Annotated in this window: 20 protein-coding genes; 2 read left to right on the forward strand and 18 right to left on the reverse strand. The window is 38.9% G+C overall.

Going from position 1 to position 19,775, the window contains the following annotated elements; translation table 11 throughout:
- Positions 1–7: 7 nt before the first annotated feature.
- The 3 genes from sdaAB to JFL43_RS06060 all read right to left on the reverse strand — a co-directional run bounded on the left by sdaAB (position 8) and on the right by JFL43_RS06060 (position 2,889).
- Positions 8–670: an L-serine ammonia-lyase, iron-sulfur-dependent subunit beta gene (gene sdaAB / locus JFL43_RS06050; protein WP_200748307.1), complete on the reverse strand. Its 663-nt coding sequence runs from the start codon at positions 668–670 to the stop codon at positions 8–10.
- A 176-nt stretch (positions 671–846) separates the two neighbouring features.
- A complete protein-coding gene (locus JFL43_RS06055) occupies positions 847–2,508 on the reverse strand; it encodes a DAK2 domain-containing protein (protein WP_200748308.1) in 1,662 nt (553 codons plus the stop codon).
- 18 nt (positions 2,509–2,526) lie between these two features.
- A complete protein-coding gene (locus JFL43_RS06060) occupies positions 2,527–2,889 on the reverse strand; it encodes an Asp23/Gls24 family envelope stress response protein (RefSeq protein WP_100796443.1) in 363 nt (120 codons plus the stop codon).
- A gap of 234 nt (positions 2,890–3,123) precedes the next feature.
- On the opposite strand from JFL43_RS06060, the gene rpmB reads away from it, so the two are divergent.
- Positions 3,124–3,312 (forward strand): 50S ribosomal protein L28, encoded by a 189-nt coding sequence (gene rpmB, locus JFL43_RS06065; RefSeq protein ID WP_100796442.1) that lies wholly within the window; start codon positions 3,124–3,126, stop codon positions 3,310–3,312.
- 33 nt (positions 3,313–3,345) lie between these two features.
- Here rpmB and spoVM read toward each other — a convergent pair whose 3' ends face one another.
- From spoVM to JFL43_RS06140, 15 genes are all read right to left on the reverse strand, one after another.
- Positions 3,346–3,492: a stage V sporulation protein SpoVM gene (gene spoVM, locus JFL43_RS06070; RefSeq protein WP_100796441.1), complete on the reverse strand. Its 147-nt coding sequence runs from the start codon at positions 3,490–3,492 to the stop codon at positions 3,346–3,348.
- Positions 3,493–3,506: 14 nt separating this feature from the next.
- A complete protein-coding gene (locus JFL43_RS06075; protein ID WP_200748309.1) occupies positions 3,507–4,163 on the reverse strand; it encodes a thiamine diphosphokinase in 657 nt (218 codons plus the stop codon).
- Positions 4,160–4,825 carry a ribulose-phosphate 3-epimerase gene (rpe, locus tag JFL43_RS06080; RefSeq protein ID WP_200748365.1) on the reverse strand — a complete coding sequence of 222 codons (666 nt, stop codon included), beginning with the start codon at positions 4,823–4,825 and terminating at the stop codon, positions 4,160–4,162. The genes JFL43_RS06075 and rpe overlap by 4 nt, the downstream gene beginning before the upstream one ends.
- Positions 4,826–4,827: 2 nt before the next feature.
- Positions 4,828–5,709 carry a ribosome small subunit-dependent GTPase A gene (gene rsgA, locus JFL43_RS06085; RefSeq protein ID WP_100796439.1) on the reverse strand — a complete coding sequence of 294 codons (882 nt, stop codon included), beginning with the start codon at positions 5,707–5,709 and terminating at the stop codon, positions 4,828–4,830.
- An 11-nt stretch (positions 5,710–5,720) separates the two neighbouring features.
- A complete protein-coding gene (gene pknB / locus JFL43_RS06090) occupies positions 5,721–7,682 on the reverse strand; it encodes a Stk1 family PASTA domain-containing Ser/Thr kinase (protein WP_200748310.1) in 1,962 nt (653 codons plus the stop codon).
- A gap of 2 nt (positions 7,683–7,684) precedes the next feature.
- Positions 7,685–8,434: a Stp1/IreP family PP2C-type Ser/Thr phosphatase gene (locus JFL43_RS06095; RefSeq protein ID WP_200748311.1), complete on the reverse strand. Its 750-nt coding sequence runs from the start codon at positions 8,432–8,434 to the stop codon at positions 7,685–7,687.
- Between the two features lie 14 nt (positions 8,435–8,448).
- Positions 8,449–9,549 carry a 23S rRNA (adenine(2503)-C(2))-methyltransferase RlmN gene (gene rlmN, locus JFL43_RS06100; protein WP_200748312.1) on the reverse strand — a complete coding sequence of 367 codons (1,101 nt, stop codon included), beginning with the start codon at positions 9,547–9,549 and terminating at the stop codon, positions 8,449–8,451.
- Positions 9,549–10,916, reverse strand: a complete 1,368-nt coding sequence (rsmB, locus tag JFL43_RS06105) for a 16S rRNA (cytosine(967)-C(5))-methyltransferase RsmB (protein ID WP_100796435.1) — start codon at positions 10,914–10,916, stop codon at positions 9,549–9,551. The genes rlmN and rsmB overlap by 1 nt, the downstream gene beginning before the upstream one ends.
- Complete coding sequence (fmt, locus tag JFL43_RS06110) at positions 10,913–11,854, reverse strand: methionyl-tRNA formyltransferase (protein ID WP_200748313.1); 942 nt, start codon at positions 11,852–11,854, stop codon at positions 10,913–10,915. Before fmt ends, rsmB begins: the two co-directional genes overlap by 4 nt.
- A complete protein-coding gene (gene def / locus JFL43_RS06115; protein ID WP_200748314.1) occupies positions 11,851–12,351 on the reverse strand; it encodes a peptide deformylase in 501 nt (166 codons plus the stop codon). Before def ends, fmt begins: the two co-directional genes overlap by 4 nt.
- 26 nt (positions 12,352–12,377) lie before the next feature.
- A complete protein-coding gene (priA, locus tag JFL43_RS06120) occupies positions 12,378–14,786 on the reverse strand; it encodes a primosomal protein N' (RefSeq protein WP_200748315.1) in 2,409 nt (802 codons plus the stop codon).
- Positions 14,786–15,988, reverse strand: a complete 1,203-nt coding sequence (gene coaBC, locus JFL43_RS06125) for a bifunctional phosphopantothenoylcysteine decarboxylase/phosphopantothenate--cysteine ligase CoaBC (RefSeq protein ID WP_200748316.1) — start codon at positions 15,986–15,988, stop codon at positions 14,786–14,788. The genes priA and coaBC overlap by 1 nt, the downstream gene beginning before the upstream one ends.
- A gap of 75 nt (positions 15,989–16,063) precedes the next feature.
- A complete protein-coding gene (gene rpoZ / locus JFL43_RS06130) occupies positions 16,064–16,288 on the reverse strand; it encodes a DNA-directed RNA polymerase subunit omega (protein ID WP_100796430.1) in 225 nt (74 codons plus the stop codon).
- Between the two features lie 4 nt (positions 16,289–16,292).
- Positions 16,293–16,910 (reverse strand): guanylate kinase, encoded by a 618-nt coding sequence (gene gmk / locus JFL43_RS06135; RefSeq protein WP_100796429.1) that lies wholly within the window; start codon positions 16,908–16,910, stop codon positions 16,293–16,295.
- 51 nt (positions 16,911–16,961) lie between these two features.
- Positions 16,962–17,837: a YicC/YloC family endoribonuclease gene (locus tag JFL43_RS06140; protein WP_100796428.1), complete on the reverse strand. Its 876-nt coding sequence runs from the start codon at positions 17,835–17,837 to the stop codon at positions 16,962–16,964.
- 220 nt (positions 17,838–18,057) lie between these two features.
- On the opposite strand from JFL43_RS06140, the gene JFL43_RS06145 reads away from it, so the two are divergent.
- Complete coding sequence (locus tag JFL43_RS06145) at positions 18,058–19,746, forward strand: Rqc2 family fibronectin-binding protein (protein WP_200748317.1); 1,689 nt, start codon at positions 18,058–18,060, stop codon at positions 19,744–19,746.
- Positions 19,747–19,775 lie beyond the last annotated feature (29 nt).

Raw genomic sequence — 19,775 nt, forward strand, 5'->3', positions numbered from 1 at the left:
CTACCTCCTAGTTTTTAATTCGTGTTACTTTTGTAATATTCGGTAGAGTTGACATTTCATCTAAAATGGAAGTGTCGATATTTTGGTCAACTTCAATAACCATTAACGCCATATTGCCACGTTCTTTTCGTGATACTTCCATATGCCCAATATTGATGTTATGCCCCGCTAAACAGTTGGCAACAGCCGCAATACAACCTGCACGGTCATCATGCACGACAAGAATTGCCGGCATACCACCTGATAAACGTAGCGGAAAACCATTTAACTCTGTAATTTCAATGCTTCCTCCACCAATCGAAATACCGACCATCGACATTTCTGCATCGTCATCTCCAATAACGAGACGAGCTGTGTTCGGGTGCTCTGTATGCGCCGTTTCTGGTATAAATTTAAATGTTAAGTCTGCTTTTTCTGCATCTGCAAAAGCTGTTTTAATCCGTTCATCAAATGTATCGTAATCTAACAGACCGCCGATTATTGCTACGTCTGTCCCGTGTCCTTTATATGTTTCTGCAAAAGAGCCATATAGATGGATTTTCGCCCACTTTGGCTGACGCCCAAACAAATCACGCGCGACGCGACCAATTCGTGCTGCACCAGCCGTATGCGATGAAGATGGTCCAATCATAACCGGCCCGATAATATCAAATACTGATGTATATTTCATAAGAAATTGCCCCCTTGCTCTTTGTTGATAAGCGTATCACCATTCTACATGAAAATTTAGGTGTGTACCAAGTATTTGATACAGCGCAAAAAAGTAGCTCACTATAATAGCGAGCTACTTTTGCATAACTGTTCAATTGATATGCTCCGAAGATTTTAAAAACTTCCTGAGTTTCCCTATTCAACAGAAATAATAAATGGGTATAAAGGCTGTTTACCGTTATGAACTTCCACTTCAACATCTGGATAATTTTCTTCGATAAAGCTTGTGAATTTAGAAACAGCTGAGTTGTCAGCATCTTGTCCATAAAGAACTGTAACAATTTCTGAATCTTCATCGATCATTGATTTAATCAAAGTTTCTGATGCTGTTTCAAGAGAACGTGTTGCTTCTACAATTTTACCTTCAAAAATAGCCATAAAGTCGTCTTTATGGATTTCAACGCCATCAATTGAAGTATCGCGAACAGCAAAAGTCACTTGACCTGTTTTCACATGAGCAAATGCATTTGTCATATTATTTTTGTTATCTTCAACTGAAGCGTCCGGATTGAATGCAAGTACTGCAGCCATTCCTTGCGGTACTGATTTTGTTGGTACAACCGCAGCTTCAATGTTTAATACTTGTGCTGCTTGTTCTGCTGCCATCACGATGTTTTTATTATTTGGTAAAATCAATACGCGTTCTGCGCCTACTTCTTTAATAGCATTAACGATATCTTCTGTTGAAGGATTCATTGTTTGTCCACCTTCGATAACATAAGAAGCGCCAACACTTTCAAGAAGTTCAGCAACACCAGTGCCCATTGCTACTGTTATAATTGCGTAAGGATGTTTTTTCGTTACTTTTTTAGCTGTCTCTTTTTTATGATCTTCGCCGACGATTGCTGTATGTTGTTGACGCATATTGTCGACTTTTATTTTTATTAAGCTACCAAATTGGTGCCCGTAAGCAATTACTTCACCTGGTTGTTCAGAGTGAATGTGAATTTTCACGACTTCATCATCTGAAATAACAAGTAGAGAATCTCCGTAACGGCTTAAATCTTCACGGAATTTTGCTTCATCAAAAGCTTTGCCGCCTAATTTTTCATCTTCAAAACGAACCATGAATTCAGTACAGTACCCGTAGACAATGTCAGATGTATACATGAAATCTTGTACTTTATGGTGCTCAGCATTTACTAAGTCGTCCATTGAAGAAGCCACAGTTTTTTCTGGAAGCGCTTCACCTTTTAATGAAGCAACAAAACCTTCATATACGTATACTAAACCTTGACCACCACTGTCTACTACGCCTACCTCTTTTAATACGGGTAGTAATTCTGGTGTGTTAGCAAGCGATGCTTTTGCAGCAACTACTAACTCTTCCATTACAACGATGATGTCTTCTTCCGTTTTAGCTACTTCCACAGCATGAGCTGCAGCTTCTCTTGCAACTGTTAAAATAGTGCCCTCTACCGGTTTCATAACTGCTTTATAAGCAGTGTCGACACCATATTGGAATGCTTTCGCAAATTGAATCGCATCTACAGTCGCTTCTTTTTCAATCGCTTTACCAAAACCTCGGAACAATTGAGAAAGGATCACACCTGAATTACCACGTGCTCCCATTAATAATCCTTTTGATAAAGCTTGCGCTGTTTTACCGATATGAGCTACCGCATTTACTTCAGTTTCTTTCGCACCTGATGTCATCGATAAATTCATATTTGTACCTGTATCGCCATCTGGCACTGGGAAAACGTTTAACGAATCCACATAATCTGCGTTTTGGAATAGATGATGAGCGCCCATTTGCACCATTTCGGCAAATTTAATCCCGTCTATTGACTTCATGTCTTTGAGTTCCTCCTCTTACACGTTCGCTACGCGAACACCTTGCACATAGATATTAACTGATTTCACTGCCATTCCGAGTGTTTTATCTAGTGTATATTTTACTTTAGATTGGACTTGGTAGGCTACTTCAGAGATTTTAGTACCGTAGCTAACAATCACATACATATCAATATGTAAATCTTCGCCCTGTTGGCGTACAAGAACACCTCTTGCAAAGTTTTCTTTGCGTAAAATGTCTGTTAGTCCATCACGAATTTGGTGTTTACTTGCCATACCTACAATACCGTAACATTCAATAGCGGCTCCGCCAGCCATTTGTGCGACAACATCATTAGAAATGTCAATGTTTCCGAATTCGTTCTTTAATTCAACTGACATAAAAATGCCTCCTGACTCCTTTTTAACTAACTCCTATTGTACTATACAAAATTCGATTATAAAAGAAAACCTATACAATCATCTAGTTATAGACTGTAAAGGTTTTTTTCTTGAAAGTCTATCGAAATCAGTTGCAATGCGGAAAAGTGTGTGTTAAATTATTAAAGTATGTGAAATACCGAACTGAAATTAATAATTTTTTTCAGCTTCTTTTTGTGAGGAGGGAATATAAAAATGCCAAAACAATGCGTAATTACTGGACGTAAAACTCGTTCGGGCAATGCTCGTTCCCACGCAATGAACGCGAGCAAGCGTACATGGGGTGCAAACCTACAAAAGGTCCGTATTCTAGTTGACGGTAAACCGAAACGTGTATGGGTTTCTGCACGAGCTTTGAAATCAGGTAAAGTTGAGCGCGTATAATGCACTCATAATGAATGCCAGGCTGACGAATCGTCACCCTGGCATTTTTTCTTTTTTCTTTCGTTGTTTAGATTTTGCTGTCGCTGTAGTCGTTGTTGATGTTTCCTTTTGAAACGCTTGTAGACAAACCCTCGCAAATCCACTTACGAACTTAGGCAATTGAAACGTGTATACCTTCAACTCTCCACTCCTCGCTAGTCATCTATACTTCTTATCATTAAGCATATGCCGGCTGTGAATGAAATAGACGCAACTTTGTCCGATATTTCATTACTCGTAAAAAGGGAAGTTCCAAGTTCAATTATTTCATTGGTCGTTTCATATAAAACTCCACGCAACGTCATATTCTCCACAGGGCCTCTGAATGCAAAAAAGGACATATATTTATAATGATCATCCTGTACCATTGTATGTTCCCCTGGGAGTAAAAATTGTAGTTCATTTGTACGATTTACGATTTTAATATTTATTTGTGGATGCGCTAATTGTAAACGGTACACTGTATGCAGATTTGCCTCGTGGTGATCTAAGCGGCCACCCGTCACTCCTGTAATATAAACTTCAGTTGGCTCTAATGACAGCGCTTTAATAATAGCGAGCTCAGTATCTGTCTCATTTTTTTCGGGTGCATAGCGCTCGATATTCGACACCCTTTCGGAAATCTCTTGCCACTCCTCTTCTGTTATTGAATCAAAATCACCTACAGCCATATCTGGCACAATACCTCTATTTAATAAATACATTGTGCCATGGTCTGTTCCGATGAAAATTGCATCAGAAAAAGAGAGCAAGAAATCATTTGATACAATTTCCTGCTCGGGGCCTCCTGCACAAATCACAACGGTAGTCATTGGATTGCTTGTTCTCCAGCTAATAAAATCTCTTGCAGCGCTTTAGAACGGTCTTCTTTAGAGTAAATAGCCGAGCCTGCTACGAAAATTGTTGCTCCTGCTTTTGCACAAGGAACGATCGTCTCAGAGTTAATACCACCATCGATTTCAATTTCTATACTTAAACCTTTTTCTTTAATAATTGTCGAAAGTTGTTCAATTTTTGGTACGACTGAATGAATGAATTTTTGTCCACCAAAACCTGGATTTACAGTCATAAATAAAACCATATCAATATCTTCTAAAACATGTTGGATTGTTTCTATAGGCGTATGTGGATTTAACACAACACCTGGTTTCACACCATACGAGCGAATCAATTGAATTGTACGATGTAAGTGACGGCACGCTTCTACATGAACTGTAATGTAGTCTGCTCCAGCTTTTGCGAAGTCTTCTATATATTGGTCTGGGTTTTCAATCATTAAGTGCACATCAAGTGGTAAGTCTGTTACAGGACGTAATGCTTCCACTACGATTGGGCCCATTGTAATATTCGGCACGAAATGGCCGTCCATTACGTCGATATGAATTAATTTTGCTCCTGCTGCTTCAACTTCTTTGACTTCATCAGCCAATTTTGAAAAATTAGCTGCTAAGATAGACGGTGCAATTTGGATCATCATTAGTACCTCGGCTTTCTATCAATTATTTCTTGTAAAAATTGCAAGTAATGGTCATAGCGATATTGCTTAATCTCTTTATTCTCTACTGCAGCTTTCACAGCACATTTTGGTTCCTTTAAATGTAAGCAACCTCGGAATTTACAATCTTCCGATATGCGCTGTATTTCTGGGAAACAAGATGTTAACTCTTCTTTTTCAAGTGTATCAAAATCAAAAGAGCTAAATCCAGGTGTATCAGCAATTAAGCCTCCAGCAAGTGGAATTAATTCAACATGTCTTGTCGTATGCTTCCCTCGTCCTAACGCTTCTGAAATAACCCCTGTTTTTAATTCTAATGAAGGCATAATTGTGTTTAACAAAGTAGATTTTCCAACACCGGACTGCCCTGCCAATACAGTTGTTTTACCTTCTAAGACCTGTTGAATTTTCCCCAGTATTTCCGGATCACCTTTAAAGGTTTGAATTACTTTATAGCCTATTGTTTCATAATCTTTTACATACTGTTGGATTCCATCACTTTCTTCTGAAGTTAATAAATCCGTTTTAGTTAAACAAATAATCGGATGGATATGGAAAGATTCTAATGCCACTAAGAATTTATCTAACAAAATTGTATTAAAAGCTGGCTCCTTCGCTGAGAAGACTAGGATAGCTTGATCAATATTCGACACTGGTGGGCGTACAAGCTCGTTATGACGCTCATGAACGGCGGTAATTGTGCCATCATTGTCTCCTTCAACCACAAAGTCCACAAAGTCACCAACAAGTGGTGAAATACCTCTATTTCGGAATACACCACGACCGCGACATTGAATTAGTTCACCATCTGATTGAACATAATAAAATCCGCTTAACGCTTTTCGGATTTGACCTTTCGCCATGCGATTCCTCCTTACTGAAGACTGTCAAAAGTGACGGTTTTTTCAATAATTGTTTTATCATCACGAACAACGCGATAAATTGCTTTTTGTCCTTCTTCAATTTCTAATTCAATTCTTTTTTTAGTCGGTCCAGAAATATTGAACTGTTGCTCAACATCTGCAATTGAACGCGTACGATCTTGGATGTAAATACGGACTTCTTGCTCTTCCCCCTCTTCTTCCGGATCATATGGAATTTCAAATATTTGGACATTCATTTTTGGTGGTTTTTCTTGTGGTCCTTTTGAAATTACCACATTAATTCTAGCGCCAATATTGGCCTTCTCACCTGCTTTAGGCGTATGGGAAATAACTTGCCCTTTTGCAACAGCATCCGAGTAAATTTCTTTTGTGTGAATATGAAAACCTGATGATTTGGCATAACGATTTAATGCTGTCTCATCATAGCCGATTAGGCTCGAAATGGTCTCCTGTTTTACTCCCTCACTCACAGTGAAAATGACAACAGTGTCTGCAGGTACAACCTCTTCACCTTCATCAGGCGTCTGCTTTAAAATGGTCCCTGGTGCTTGATCAGAATATTCTGTTTTCGTTCGGATATCTTTAAACTCATACTTTTCTAACAGCTTCATTACCTGTTCTATGTCACGTCCTGTATAATTGATAAATGGCATTTTCTTCGGACCCGAACTCACTATAATATCAATTTCAGAACCTTTTTTACGCTCTTTTCCAGCAGCTGGATTAGTAAAAATAACATGTCCTTCTTCCACATCTTCAGAGGCTTGATCAGTTTGTCCACCAATCTCAAAGCCTTTCTCACCGAGCAATTCAATCGCCTTCGCTAACTCTTGTCCTGTAATATCTGGTACTTCTATCTTCTTTTCTTGGAATAGACTTGGAAATAAGAACAGTACTAAAATAAACAGTAAAAGAAAACTAATAACACCACCGACAAGCAGCAGCAATTTATTTTTCTTTGATTTCTTTTTATCGCCTTTTTTTTCTTTCTTTTTATGATCGTCAACAGCTGACAATGCTTTTGTTTTTTCTAAGTTCGCACTTTGATCCATTTGTGCCTTTGTAATAGCCGGCATTGCTTTGGTCTCATCATGGTCAACAGGTGGCATAAATTTTGGTTCCTGACGTCTAGTATCATCTAGTACAGATGATAAATCGTCCTGCAGTTCTTCAACAGTAGAGTAGCGGTGAAGTGGGTCCTTTGCTGTAGTCTTTAATACGACATTTTCTAAGCTTTGTGGTATAGATGGCACAATCGCGCGCACAGAGGGTGTCTCAGATTGTAAATGTTTGAGTGCAATCGACACAGCCGATTCGCCCGAAAATGGTAGCTCGCCTGTTAACAATTCATAAAGTACAATTCCCAAGGCATAGATGTCTGATCTTTTTGTTGCAGTACCTCCCCGTGCTTGTTCTGGTGATAAATAATGCACGGTACCTAAAACCGAGTTCGTCTGTGTATAAGATGTCGCTGTTAACGCCATCGCAATACCAAAATCCGTAATTTTCACATTATCTTCATGATCCATTAAAATATTTTGTGGCTTAATATCGCGATGGACTATTTGATTTTGGTGTGCGTGTGCAATAGCTGCCGTTAATTGCTTCATTATCGTGACACATTTCACTGGCGATAATGGCGCAAACTCTTGTATGTATTGCTTTAAAGTTTTACCTTCAACGTATTCCATAACTAAATAATGCATATCACCATCTTCACCAACATCATAAATGCTAACAATATTAGGATGTGTAAGGCTTGTTGCTGATAGTGCTTCTCTTTGGAAACGTCGATGAAGCTCCTCTTCATCTGCAAAGTTATAGCGTAAAACTTTTATTGCAACATCTCGGTCTAATATCATATCGTGTGCAAGATAAACATTGGACATACCACCGCCGCCAATTAAACCAAGTACTTTATATCGGCCGCTTATTCTTTTTCCAACAAGCATTCTTACACCTCCTTCATATCATTCGCAAATAAGATAAGAGAGATATTATCTTCTCCCCCAAGCTCATTTGCTAATTGTATTAGTTGTTCACCCTTATCCTGAATAGGTAGTGGAAGGTGAATAATTATTTGCATTTCTTGCGTCGTTAATTTGTTACTTAAACCGTCTGAGCACACTAATAAATAGGAACCAGCAACAAATTGCACCATATAAAGATCTGGTGCAATCGTCGCTTCTGTTCCTAGAGATTTAATGATGTAGTTTTTCTTTGGATGACTTTCGGCTTCCTCTTCACTAATTTCTCCACTATCGACGAGTATATTCACATAAGAATGATCTCTTGTAATAAGTTGCAAATTAGTTGCCGTGCTGAAATACACACGACTATCACCGACGTGACAAATAGTACATTCACTATCATCAATCAAAACGGCGATTAAAGTCGTGCCCATGCCATGACAATCTTCGTGTGATAAAGAATATTGATAAATCGATGCATTGAGCTCTTGTACAGATGTTACAAGCCATTCTCTTTTCAACTCAACTGTTTGAAACTGCTCTGCATCTGCTTGCAAAAATAACCGCTCAAATTCAGTAACAGCCATGTCACTCGCTATATCTCCGGCATTATGTCCACCCATCCCATCTGCAACGATGGCAAGTTTGTATGAATCTTGGCGTTCGATGAATTTAGCACGGTCTTCATTTACCGTTCTTTTTCTTCCTATATCACTCGCTACTATATATTCCACAGCCAGTCACCCCATTAATTCGTCGTTTCTTGCTTTCTCTCCTTCGCACGTAATTGACCACATGCAGCGTCAATATCTGAACCGTGCTCGCGTCGAATTGTAACATTAATACCATGATTCTTTAACGTTTTCTCAAACGAAAAAATTTCATTTTTTGGTGTCCGTACATAGTCACGTTCTGGTACATAGTTTACTGGAATCAAGTTCACGTGACATTTGATACCTTTGATTAATTTAGCTAATTCTTCAGCATGCTCTACTTGGTCATTGACACCGCCGAATAGACCGTATTCAAAACTAACACGACGACCTGTTTTCTCAGTGTAATAACGAATTGCTTCGATAAGATCTGGTAATTTATATGCTTTTGCAATTGGCATTAAACGTTGACGTAATTCTTGATTAGGTGCATGTAATGACAAAGCAAAGTTAATTTGTAATTGTTCATCCGCAAATTTGTAAATTGAAGGAATGATTCCACTAGTAGAAACTGTGATATGACGTGCACCGATATTCAACCCTTTTTCATGGTTGATGACTTTTAAGAAGCTCATCATAGCATCATAGTTATCAAATGGTTCTCCGATTCCCATAATAACAACGTGACTTACACGTTCGCCTACTTCATCTAAAGCTTTTTGAACGTTAACTACTTGCTCAACAATTTCACCAGCTAGTAAATGACGTTTTAATCCACCTAATGTAGATGCACAGAATGTACATCCGATACGACAGCCCACTTGTGTTGTTACACAAACAGAGTTCCCATATTCATGACGCATTAATACAGTTTCAATTGAATAACCATCTTGTAATTGGAACAAGAATTTGATTGTACCATCTTTAGATTCTTGTTTGACTAAAGTACCTAATGTGCTCAGTTCGAAGTCAGCAGCTAATTTATCACGTAACTCTTTTGATAAGTTAGACATTTCATCGAAAGTTGTTACACGTTTTACATATAACCAGTCAAAAATTTGGCCAGCACGGAACGGTTTTTCTCCGTTTTCTTTTAACCAAGTTTGCATTTCTTCTGGTAATAGTGAATAAATCGATTGGCGTAATTGCGGTTTTTCTGTTTTAGCTCTTACTGGTTTTTGTATTTCTTGATCCATTAGTTTGTGTATTCTCCTTTTTTTCTAAAAGCAGCAACAAAAAAGCCGTCACTACTAAAGTCTTGTGGGAATATTTGCATCATTCCATTTGTTTGAAGTCCATTGAATACGTCTGGCACATTTGGTACAGGTTCAAGTTCCATATCAGGATGCTTTGCTAAAAACGCAGCAACTGTTCCATCGTTTTCAATTTTATCAATTGTACAAGTACTATAAACCATTTTGCCTTCATTTTTTAATAATTCATAAGCTGAGTCTAGTAATTGTAATTGTATTGGTTGTAAAGAAGCAAAATCCTCTTCTTTTTTCGTATACTTAATATCCGGTTTTCGTCTAATAACTCCTAAGCCACTGCACGGTGCATCAACTAAAATACGGTCAAATGATTGTTTGTCAAATTGTTCAGTCGCTTTGCGTCCATCTAAAACTTGTGCATCAATAACAGATAAGCCAAGGCGCTCCGCATTATTCTTAATGAGTTTTAGTTTATGTGCATGTAAATCAGTTGCGATTAGTTCGCCTTCGTTTTTCATTTTCTCGGCGATATGTGTTGTTTTACCACCTGGTGCTGCACACATATCTAAAACGCGCATTCCTGGTTCAACTTGTAATGCATAAGCCGGGATCATTGAGCTTTCATCTTGAATGGTGATTAATCCATTTTTGTATGATTCCGTACGCGCTGCTTGGCCAGTTAATAAATGTAAGCATTCTGGCAGCACTTTACTACGCACAACTTCGAACTTTTCACCCCATAAGCTTTCAAGTGCTTGATCTGTCGTCACTTTCGCTGTGTTAACTCGAATCGTTTGTTGCGGTGGTAGATTATTTTCCAATAACATGTCAGATGTTTTTTCGACACCATAAGCCTCAACATAACGACGTACTAGCCAATTTGGGTGACTTGTTTCAATTGAAAGGCGCTCTATTGGGTCTTTAATATCCGTTGTATCACGAATTCCATCACGTAAAACAGATCGTAAAATACCATTTACTGTTTTAGATACACCTTCGTGACGTGCACGGTGCTTGGCAATTTCAACCGCTTCATTCACTGCAGCATGATCTGGAATTTTCGATAAATATGCAATTTGATATAAAGACAAACGTAGTAACCATCTTACCCAACCATCAAGCTTTCCGCGAACAAAAGGCTCTAAATAATAATCTAAAGTCATTTTGTATTGCAATGTGCCATAAGTAATTTCCGTTAGTAGTGCACGGTCCTTTGGCTTAATATTATATTTTTCAATCGTTTGATGTAAAAGCAAGTTACTATACGCTTGCTGTTTATCAACTGCAAGTAGGATTGTTAATGCCGCGTCGCGAACATTACCATCCCAGATTTTGACGTTCTTTTTTGTCATTCAAAACGGTCCCCAATCTGTAATTTCGAACCGGTACCGCGTAAGTAATCAGTCGCAGTCATGCGTTTTTTCCCGGCTGGTTGTAAATCTAAAATATTTATCGCTTTTCCGTTACCTGTTGCCACTGTGAAAAAATTTTTGTCAATTGCAATGACTGTACCTGGCAGCTCGTCGTGATTAACATCCGACTTTTGCGCCCACCAAATTTTCACGTTATCATCATTTAGCTTCGTATACGCCACTGGCCATGGGTGCAAACCTCTTACTTGATTGTAAATTTGCGTGCTGTCATGTTCCCACGAAATCAATTCTTGTTCACGCGCAATATTATGCGCAAATGATACTTTTGATTCGTCTTGCGGTATACGTTCATTCGTACCTTCAATAATAGGAGGTATAGTTTCTTTTAACAAATCACGTCCGATGATGCTTAATTTATCAAATAAAAGACCTGTATTGTCTTCTTCTTCGATTATAAGCTCTGCTTGAGAAATAATATCTCCTGCATCAAGTTTTACAGCCATATACATAATCGTTACGCCTGTTTTTTCTTGGCCATCGATTAAGCATTGGTGAATTGGAGCACCACCACGATACGCTGGTAACAATGAGGCATGGACATTGACACAGCCTAAACGCGGTGTATCTAATAAGTCTTTCGGTAAAATTTGACCAAAAGCTGCTGTCACGATTAAATCTGGTTTTAGTGCGATAATTTCTTGTAGCTCATCTGACCCACGTAGTTTTTCTGGTTGGATAACTGGTAAACCTAGACGAACTGCTTCTTCTTTGACAGGAGGTGGTGTAAGCACACGTTTACGGCCAACTGGACGGTCAGGTTGCGTAACGACAGCTTTAATATCGTAACCTTCCTCATGCAGCATACGTAAAATCGGTACTGAAAAGGCAGGTGTACCCATAAAGACGATGGAAATCATTCCTGTTCCTCCTCTTCCTCCGCTAGCTCTTCTAATTCTTCGAGTGTATAAACACGCGTAATTTTTTTATCGAATAAAACACCGAATAAATGGTCAATCTCATGTTGAATAACACGTGCATCATAACCTGCTGCTTCAACTTCATACCATTCTCCATCACGGTCTTGTGCTTTAATATGCACATAATCAGGACGCTCTACATCACCAAAAAGTTCTGGGAAACTTAAACACCCTTCAATATCTGTATCTGATCCATCTGTAGCTAAAATAGTTGGATTGATGATTTCAAGAATGGCTCTTTCCTCACCCATTTCAACTACTGCTGCTTGAATGCTTTTATTCACTTGAGGTGCTGCAATACCTACACCATCATGCTCAAGCATTGTGTCATACATATCATCAAGTAATTGTGCTAGTTCCGCATCAAATTTAGTAACAGAAGCTGCTGTAGTTTCTAACACTTTTGCAGGATTTTTTACAATTTCTAATATTGCCATAGTGCCCTCTTTTCTTGCTATTATATCTAAATGGATGAAGGATCTAGATCAACTGTTAATTGAACACCCTTTTTCACCCAGTCTGTACGATACATGCGAATTAATTGTTGTAAAGTAGCCGTTAACTTCGGCTCTTTTTTATATTTTATCAAACATTGATAGCGATATCTATTTTGGACCCGGCTAATCGATGCTGCTGTCGGACCAATAATGCCAACATTTTGTGATAGTTGCATACGTAGCCAGTCTACAGCCTTACTTGCATATTCCGCAGCCATCAATACATCCTCATGCGTCACTTGTATGAGTACAACGAAATAATACGGCGGATAGGCGAAGCGCTGTCTCATATGCATTTCCTGCACATAAAATGGCTCATAATACTGATCCTTTGAAAGCTCGATTGCGTAATGCTCCGGTGTATACGTTTGTATAAATACTTCCCCTGGTTTATCATGGCGCCCTGCACGACCACTAACTTGTGTTAGCAATTGAAATGTTCGCTCGGCCGCTCTAAAATCCGGCAGGTTTAATGAAGTATCTGCACTAAGTACACCAACTAGCGTAATATTAGGGAAATCAAGCCCTTTTGCTATCATTTGTGTACCTAGTAAAACATCAGCCTCTTCTCGACCAAAGGCATCTAAAATACGCTCATGCGCGCCCTTTTGTCTCGTCGTATCAACATCCATGCGAAGAACTTTCGCTTCCGGAAAAAGCTTATAAATTTCACTTTCAACCTTTTGCGTTCCAGTACCGAAAAATCGAATATGTTCGCTCTGACATTCTGGACATTCTTGCGGCACATGCTCTTCATAGCCACAATAATGGCATTTAAGCTTTTCTTGAGAGCGATGATAAGTCATAGAAATATCACAGTTTTTACATTGCACAACCGTCCCACAATCTCTGCATAATACAAACGAAGAGAAGCCTCGGCGATTGAGGAATAACACCATCTGCTCTTTTTTCTCAAGTCGGATACGAATAGCTTCTGCTAGCTCCTCAGAGAACATCGAGCGGTTACCGTTTTTCAACTGCTCACGCATATCGATAATTTCAACTGTTGGCAAAGCTTGCTCCATCGCACGTTTATTCAGCGTTAATAGTGTATAAACATTCTTCTTTGCTCTAGCAAACGATTCTAAAGAAGGTGTCGCACTACCTAAAATGACAGAACAATGATGTTGTTCACTGCGCCAAATAGCAACGTCCCTCGCATGGTAACGCGGTGAATCCTCTTGTTTATATGTTGATTCATGCTCTTCATCTAAAATAAATAAGCCAACATTTGTAAAGGGGGCAAAAACAGCCGACCTTGCACCTACTACTACTTTCACTTCACCTCTTTGAATTTTCCGCCATTCATCATATTTTTCGCCCTTTGAGAGACCACTATGAAGGACGGCTACTTGTTCGCCAAAGCGTGAGCGGAAGCGTTCGGACATTTGTGGTGTTAAGGAGATTTCAGGTACGAGTACGATAGCTTCCTTCCCTTTTTCAAGCGTAGTTTGGATAGCTTGCAAATACACTTCTGTTTTCCCACTACCTGTAATGCCATGTAGTAAAAAGGTTGTTGGTTGTTCATTTTTCATCGCTGTTAAAATTTGTTTTAATGCCACGTCCTGCTCATCAGTTAAAGCAAGTGGCTTCGTTTTCACTGCATCCTTTGTAAACGGATCGCGGTACACCTCTTCTTGGATATACGCTGCGGCACCTTTTTCAATGACTGCACTAAGAACGGCGGTCGTAATTTGAAGTGTTTGGCAAAGTTCGTCAGGTGAGAAAATCGCTCCTGGGTGATCTACCATCCACTCAGCAACCATTACTTGCTTTTTAGCTCTCGCCGGAATATCAGCTACTATTTGTTGTAGCCTCACTTGATCGTCCAAAATTTTAATTTTACGAACAGCTTTTACTTGTCCTTGTTGTTTGACGACTGTTTTCACTAGGACAGTACCTTGTTCAATACTGTATTTAAGCTGTTTTAAAAGTTCCGCCAATTCCACTTTTTTATACGGGATTGATGTTTTATTGCCAAAAAGGCTTTGTAATTCAGCTGGCAGATCTTCTGGGGGACCTTTGAGATGAATGGTTTTTTCGTATTTTGCCCGTAAAGCGGATGGCAGCATAACTTGTAATGCATCAATTTCAAAACAGAGCGTATGTGTTGTCATCCACTGGGCTAGCTGAAGCATTTCACTTGTTAAGACAGGTTCAATATCGAGTAATTGTGATAGTGGCTTTAACTTACCTTGCGGGACATCCGTTTCTTCCTTTAAAGCAGTGATGAAGCCAAGCACATTGCGTGGTCCGAATGGTACTTTCACACGACATCCAGCCTCTACTAGCGCTTGCCATTCATCGGGAACAGCGTAGTCAAACGGCCGATCGACTGGATATGCCGCTACATCTACGATGACTTGTGCAATCATTATAAATTTTCTTCCCTTGCTAAAATGGTTGTGAATAATTCAAGTGCCAATTCTTTTTTTGGAAGATGAACGAATGTTTTTTCGAAATCATTATGACCAACGAGTGTAACGGTATTTGTGTCAGTACCAAATCCAGCTCCAGCTTGTGTTACATCATTGGCAACGATATAATCTGCATTTTTCTTTTCAAGCTTACCTTTTGCGTATTTTAAGACATCATTTGTTTCGGCAGCAAAGCCAATTAGTAATTGGCCTTTTTTACGTTCACCTAATGTTAATAAAATATCAGTTGTGCGCTCTAATTCAATAGTAGAGTCGCCAACTTGTTTTTTCATTTTTTGTGCATGTGTTTTTTTTGGTCGATAATCTGCTACAGCTGCTGTTTTTACAACGATATTCGCTTGATCATACTCAGTTAACATCGCTTGAAGCATGTCCTCCGCACTTTCAACATGGACAACACGTACGCCTGTGGGTGGCTCAATCGCTACAGAACCTGATACAAGAACTGTTTCAGCACCTAATTCATGCGCAGCGGCCGCCATAGCATAGCCCATTTTCCCTGTAGAAAAATTTGTCAAGTAACGAACTGGATCAATTCTTTCACGCGTAGGGCCAGCGGATACTACAACTTTTTTCCCTTTTAAAGGTAATTTTTTCGGTACAAAAAATTGCGCCGCAAGTGCAGTAATTTTCTCTGGTTCTTCTAAGCGGCCTTTGCCAACATAACCACATGCTAGAAAACCTTCTGATGGCTCGATAAATTCATAGCCATCTTCAGCTAGCTGAGCAATATTACGTTTTACTGCTGGATTATCATACATATGAACATTCATAGCTGGAGCAATCCATACTTTTGCAGTCGTTGCTAATAATGTAGTCGTCACCATATCATCTGCTATACCATTTGCTAGTTTGCCAATAATATTCGCAGTTGCAGGAGCTACGATAATTAAATCCGCCCAGTCTGCAAGGTCTATATGTGCGATAACGCGAGAATCTTTTTCATCGAATGTGTCTGTAAAAACATCATTTTTAGACATTACTTGAAAGCTTAAAGGTGTGACAAAACGAGTTGCAGATTCAGTCATCATTACTTTTACATTTGCTCCAGCTTGTGATAACTTGCTCACTAATACTACTGTCTTGTAGACAGCAATACCGCCAGAAACACAAAGTAGAATGTTTTTATTTGCAAGCATTTTTTTCTTCCTTTCAAAACGACAAGCTCCCAAAGAAATGTCAATTTCCTCGGGAGCTGCTACGTTGTCATGTCATTAAACTTCGTCTTCGTAAATAGCTGATTCATCTTGAGCAACTTGAGTTAAGACACCAGCAGATACTTCTTCAAGTGCTTTTCCTACATTTTTTTTTGATTTGTAAGATGAAAGTCTATAGTCGCTACCTTCTTGTATAGCACGTGCTCTTTTTGAAGCAAGACTCACTAATGAATATTTTGAATCAATTTTTTGTTTTAATACGTCAACAGATGGATATAACATCTATTTATTCTCCTCTCAGCATAGCTAAGTATTGTTTTTCTACTCTTTCACGTCGGCAATGCTCCGCAACTACGATTGCATTGACACGATCACAAGCTAATTGTACTTCATCATTTTCTACAACATAATCGTACAAATTCATCATTTCTAATTCTTGGCTTGCAGCAGCGATTCTAGTTGCAATCACATCTTCCGTTTCAGTACCACGTCCAACTAAGCGTTGTTGCAATGCTGAAATACTTGGTGGTGCAAGGAAGATGAACAAGCCATCTGGCACCTTGTCACGAATTTGTGCTGCACCTTGTACTTCGATTTCCAAAAATACATCGCGGCCAGCATCTAATGTTTTGTTTACATATTCTAGAGGTGTGCCGTAATAATTCCCTACATACTCCGCATACTCAAGGAGTTGTCCTTGTTCGATTAAACTTTCAAAACCCTCTTTTGATTTAAAGAAATAATCAACACCATCAACTTCGCCTTCACGTGGTAGACGTGTAGTCATGGAAATAGAATACTCATAGTTAGTATCTGGTTGTGAAAAAAGTGCTTTTCGTACAGTACCTTTTCCGACACCTGATGGGCCAGATAGGACAATCAATAATCCACGTTCTCTTCTCATGCTTTCTCCCTCATCATTACAATATATTAATAGTACATTTAGTAAACACAATCATTCAATATTTTGAACCTGTTCTCGCATTTTCTCAAGTATTGTTTTTGCTTGGACAACTGCAGCTGAAGCTTCAACAGATTGATTTTTAGAGCCAATCGTATTAATTTCACGATGAATTTCTTGCAATAGGAAATCGAGTTTTCGGCCGATAGAAACGTCATCTTGTAGCGTTTCATCAAGCTGGCTAAAATGGCTTGTTAAGCGATCCAATTCCTCATCAATATCTGCTTTTTCAGCAAAAATTGCAACCTCTGCCAATAATCGTTCTTCTAACATGCTAATGTCTGCTAGTTCAGCAATTCTTGTAACGAGCTTATCGCGATACTTTTGTACGGCTTGATCGGCCACTTGACGAATTAACGCTATTTGCTCTGCTAAATCCGTTTTAAAACCTACTACCGCTTCTTGCAATTCTTGACCTTCTCTTTCGCGCATTTGAATCATTGCCGCTGCAGCTTGTCGTACAGCTTGATCAACAGCAGTTAGAATTTCTTCTTTTGATGTTTCTTGCACTTCTACAGTTAATACTTGCTCTAAGCCTAAGAGTTCTGTCATCGACCACTTTTCGTCAAGCAAAATCTGTTTTTGCAATTCTTCTCTTGCTTCTTTATAGGCATTGACTAGAGGCCAATTCACTTGTAGAACTTGTTCTTGCTGCGACAATTCTTTCACATACACGGAAACATCTAGCTTACCTCTTGAAACGAATGAGGACAACATTTTTTTCGTATGAACTTCCGCTTCCATCCATTCTTTCGGAAACCGTGTTGTAACTTCTAAAAAGCGATGATTTACCGAACGGATTTCTACTGTAAGCTGAAATTGTTCCGTCGATGTGACACCCCTGCCAAATCCAGTCATACTACGCACCAAGGTCAGTCACATCCTTCTTTGCATACTGTTTTTAATTATAACATATGAAAGCGGATTTTGTGTTGCAGTTTTATTTGAAGTTCACTTGTTTGATCACAAAAAAAGCTTGAAAACGGTACCAATCTATAATGAAATTTCACACTTAACAAACGCTGTTCTTACCTATTTACACGTAAAAAATGGTAAGATAGAACAAAACGTTTTGAAAGAGGAATCACTTATGGCTTATGATGGTTTATTTACAATTGCAATGGCAAAGGAGTTGCAACAGTTAGTAACTGGGCGAATCGTGAAAGTGCATCAACCGAACGCACAAGAAATCATTTTACATATACGTGCTAATGGCGGAAATCATAAATTACTTTTTTCTATCCATCCTTCCTATGCACGTGTTCATATAACAGATCAAACAATTGAAAACCCACCGGAACCCCCTATGTTTTGTTCACTACTCCGAAAACATATTGAAGGTGGTTTTATCGAGTCCATCCGCCAGCTCGGAGCAGATCGTGTTCTTATCTTTAAAATTGCTAGTAAAAACGAAATCGGCGACCGGATTACACGGGAGCTACATGCTGAAATTATGGGTCGTCATAGTAATCTAATTCTAGTCGATAAAGAAACGGATAAAATTGTCGATAGTTTGAAGCATTTACCGCCTGCTATGAATAGCTATCGTACAGTATTACCTGGTCAACCCTTTATCGCCCCACCTGAACAGGATAAAGAAGATCCTAAAACGGTGAACAAGGAGTCATTACAGACATTTTTTACAGAAATGAAAACAGCGCAAGAAATTGTGCAGCATTTTACAGGCTTCTCTCCATTACATGCTTCTGAACTATTATATAGAAGCGAAACAACCAGACAACCGATGGCTGAACTTTTCCCATCATTTATAGAAGAATTTGCGATTGGTGGCAGTACACCAACGTATGTTGAAGTGAACGGGAAGACACAATTCTCACCTGTTGCATTAACACAATTAGAAGGAGAGCATACAAGCTATCCTAATTTGAGCACGCTACTTGATCGCGTATTCTTCGCAAGAGCTGAGCGCGACCGTGTAAAACAACAAGCTGGCGATTTAGAACGTTGGTTACAAAATGAAATTAACAAACTCAAATTGAAATTGAAAAAGCTTCAAAAAGATTTAGACCGCGCGAACACTCTAGACAAATTCCAATTATATGGCGAGCTTTTAATGGCCAACTTATATGCATTTGAAAAAGGTAAAAAAGAAGTTACTGTCGTCAATTATTATAGTGAAAACAGCGAAGAAATCACAATACCAATTAGTGAGCGAAAAACTCCTGTCGAAAACGCGCAAAGCTATTATACAAAGTATAATAAAGCAAAAAACGCACTTGTTATGGTGCAAGAGCAACTCGACAAAACTCAGGGAGATTTAGCTTACTTTGAAATGTTATCGCAACAAGTACAACAAGCTGCACCTGCAGATATAGAGGAAATCCGCGAGGAACTAGCGGAGCAAGGCTACTTAAAATTACGCGCTTCCAAACGACGAAAAAAACCGACGAAACCAGCTCCAGAGAAATTCAAATCTTCAACAGGCATCGAAATTTCAGTCGGAAAAAACAATAAACAAAACGACTATTTAACATTTAAAATCGCTCGTAAATCTGAAATTTGGTTGCATACAAAGGATATCCCAGGATCACACGTTGTTATTCACTCTACTGAACCAGATGAGCAAACATTACTCGAAGCGGCAACTTTATCCGCCTACTTCAGTAAAGCCCGCGAATCATCATCCGTACCTGTAGATTACACAGAAATACGTCAAGTGAAAAAACCAAATGGCTCAAAACCAGGTTTTGTCATCTACTTTGAGCAAAAGACACTTTATGTTACACCCAATGAAGAATTAATCATGAAGTTGAAATAACACTATTCAAGAACACTTAAAAGGAGTCG

The sequence above is a fragment of the Viridibacillus soli genome, assembly GCF_016612995.1.
Classification (GTDB): Bacteria; Bacillota; Bacilli; order Bacillales_A; family Planococcaceae; genus Viridibacillus; species Viridibacillus soli.

What these genes read in the sequence shown, in the direction of transcription:
- fmt (WP_200748313.1), bottom strand. Translation starts at nt 11,854, where the DNA reads ATGATTTCCATCGTCTTTATGGGTACACCTGCCTTTTCAGTACCGATT.
- coaBC (WP_200748316.1), bottom strand. Translation starts at nt 15,988, where the DNA reads ATGCTTGCAAATAAAAACATTCTACTTTGTGTTTCTGGCGGTATTGCT.
- rlmN (WP_200748312.1), bottom strand. Translation starts at nt 9,549, where the DNA reads ATGGATCAAGAAATACAAAAACCAGTAAGAGCTAAAACAGAAAAACCG.
- JFL43_RS06145 (WP_200748317.1), top strand. Translation starts at nt 18,058, where the DNA reads ATGGCTTATGATGGTTTATTTACAATTGCAATGGCAAAGGAGTTGCAA.
- rpmB (WP_100796442.1), top strand. Translation starts at nt 3,124, where the DNA reads ATGCCAAAACAATGCGTAATTACTGGACGTAAAACTCGTTCGGGCAAT.
- rsgA (WP_100796439.1), bottom strand. Translation starts at nt 5,709, where the DNA reads ATGGCGAAAGGTCAAATCCGAAAAGCGTTAAGCGGATTTTATTATGTT.
- JFL43_RS06075 (WP_200748309.1), bottom strand. Translation starts at nt 4,163, where the DNA reads ATGACTACCGTTGTGATTTGTGCAGGAGGCCCCGAGCAGGAAATTGTA.
- def (WP_200748314.1), bottom strand. Translation starts at nt 12,351, where the DNA reads ATGGCAATATTAGAAATTGTAAAAAATCCTGCAAAAGTGTTAGAAACT.
- rpoZ (WP_100796430.1), bottom strand. Translation starts at nt 16,288, where the DNA reads ATGTTATATCCATCTGTTGACGTATTAAAACAAAAAATTGATTCAAAA.
- gmk (WP_100796429.1), bottom strand. Translation starts at nt 16,910, where the DNA reads ATGAGAAGAGAACGTGGATTATTGATTGTCCTATCTGGCCCATCAGGT.
- rpe (WP_200748365.1), bottom strand. Translation starts at nt 4,825, where the DNA reads ATGATCCAAATTGCACCGTCTATCTTAGCAGCTAATTTTTCAAAATTG.
- pknB (WP_200748310.1), bottom strand. Translation starts at nt 7,682, where the DNA reads ATGCTTGTTGGAAAAAGAATAAGCGGCCGATATAAAGTACTTGGTTTA.
- JFL43_RS06055 (WP_200748308.1), bottom strand. Translation starts at nt 2,508, where the DNA reads ATGAAGTCAATAGACGGGATTAAATTTGCCGAAATGGTGCAAATGGGC.
- priA (WP_200748315.1), bottom strand. Translation starts at nt 14,786, where the DNA reads ATGATTGCACAAGTCATCGTAGATGTAGCGGCATATCCAGTCGATCGG.
- sdaAB (WP_200748307.1), bottom strand. Translation starts at nt 670, where the DNA reads ATGAAATATACATCAGTATTTGATATTATCGGGCCGGTTATGATTGGA.
- JFL43_RS06060 (WP_100796443.1), bottom strand. Translation starts at nt 2,889, where the DNA reads ATGTCAGTTGAATTAAAGAACGAATTCGGAAACATTGACATTTCTAAT.
- rsmB (WP_100796435.1), bottom strand. Translation starts at nt 10,916, where the DNA reads ATGACAAAAAAGAACGTCAAAATCTGGGATGGTAATGTTCGCGACGCG.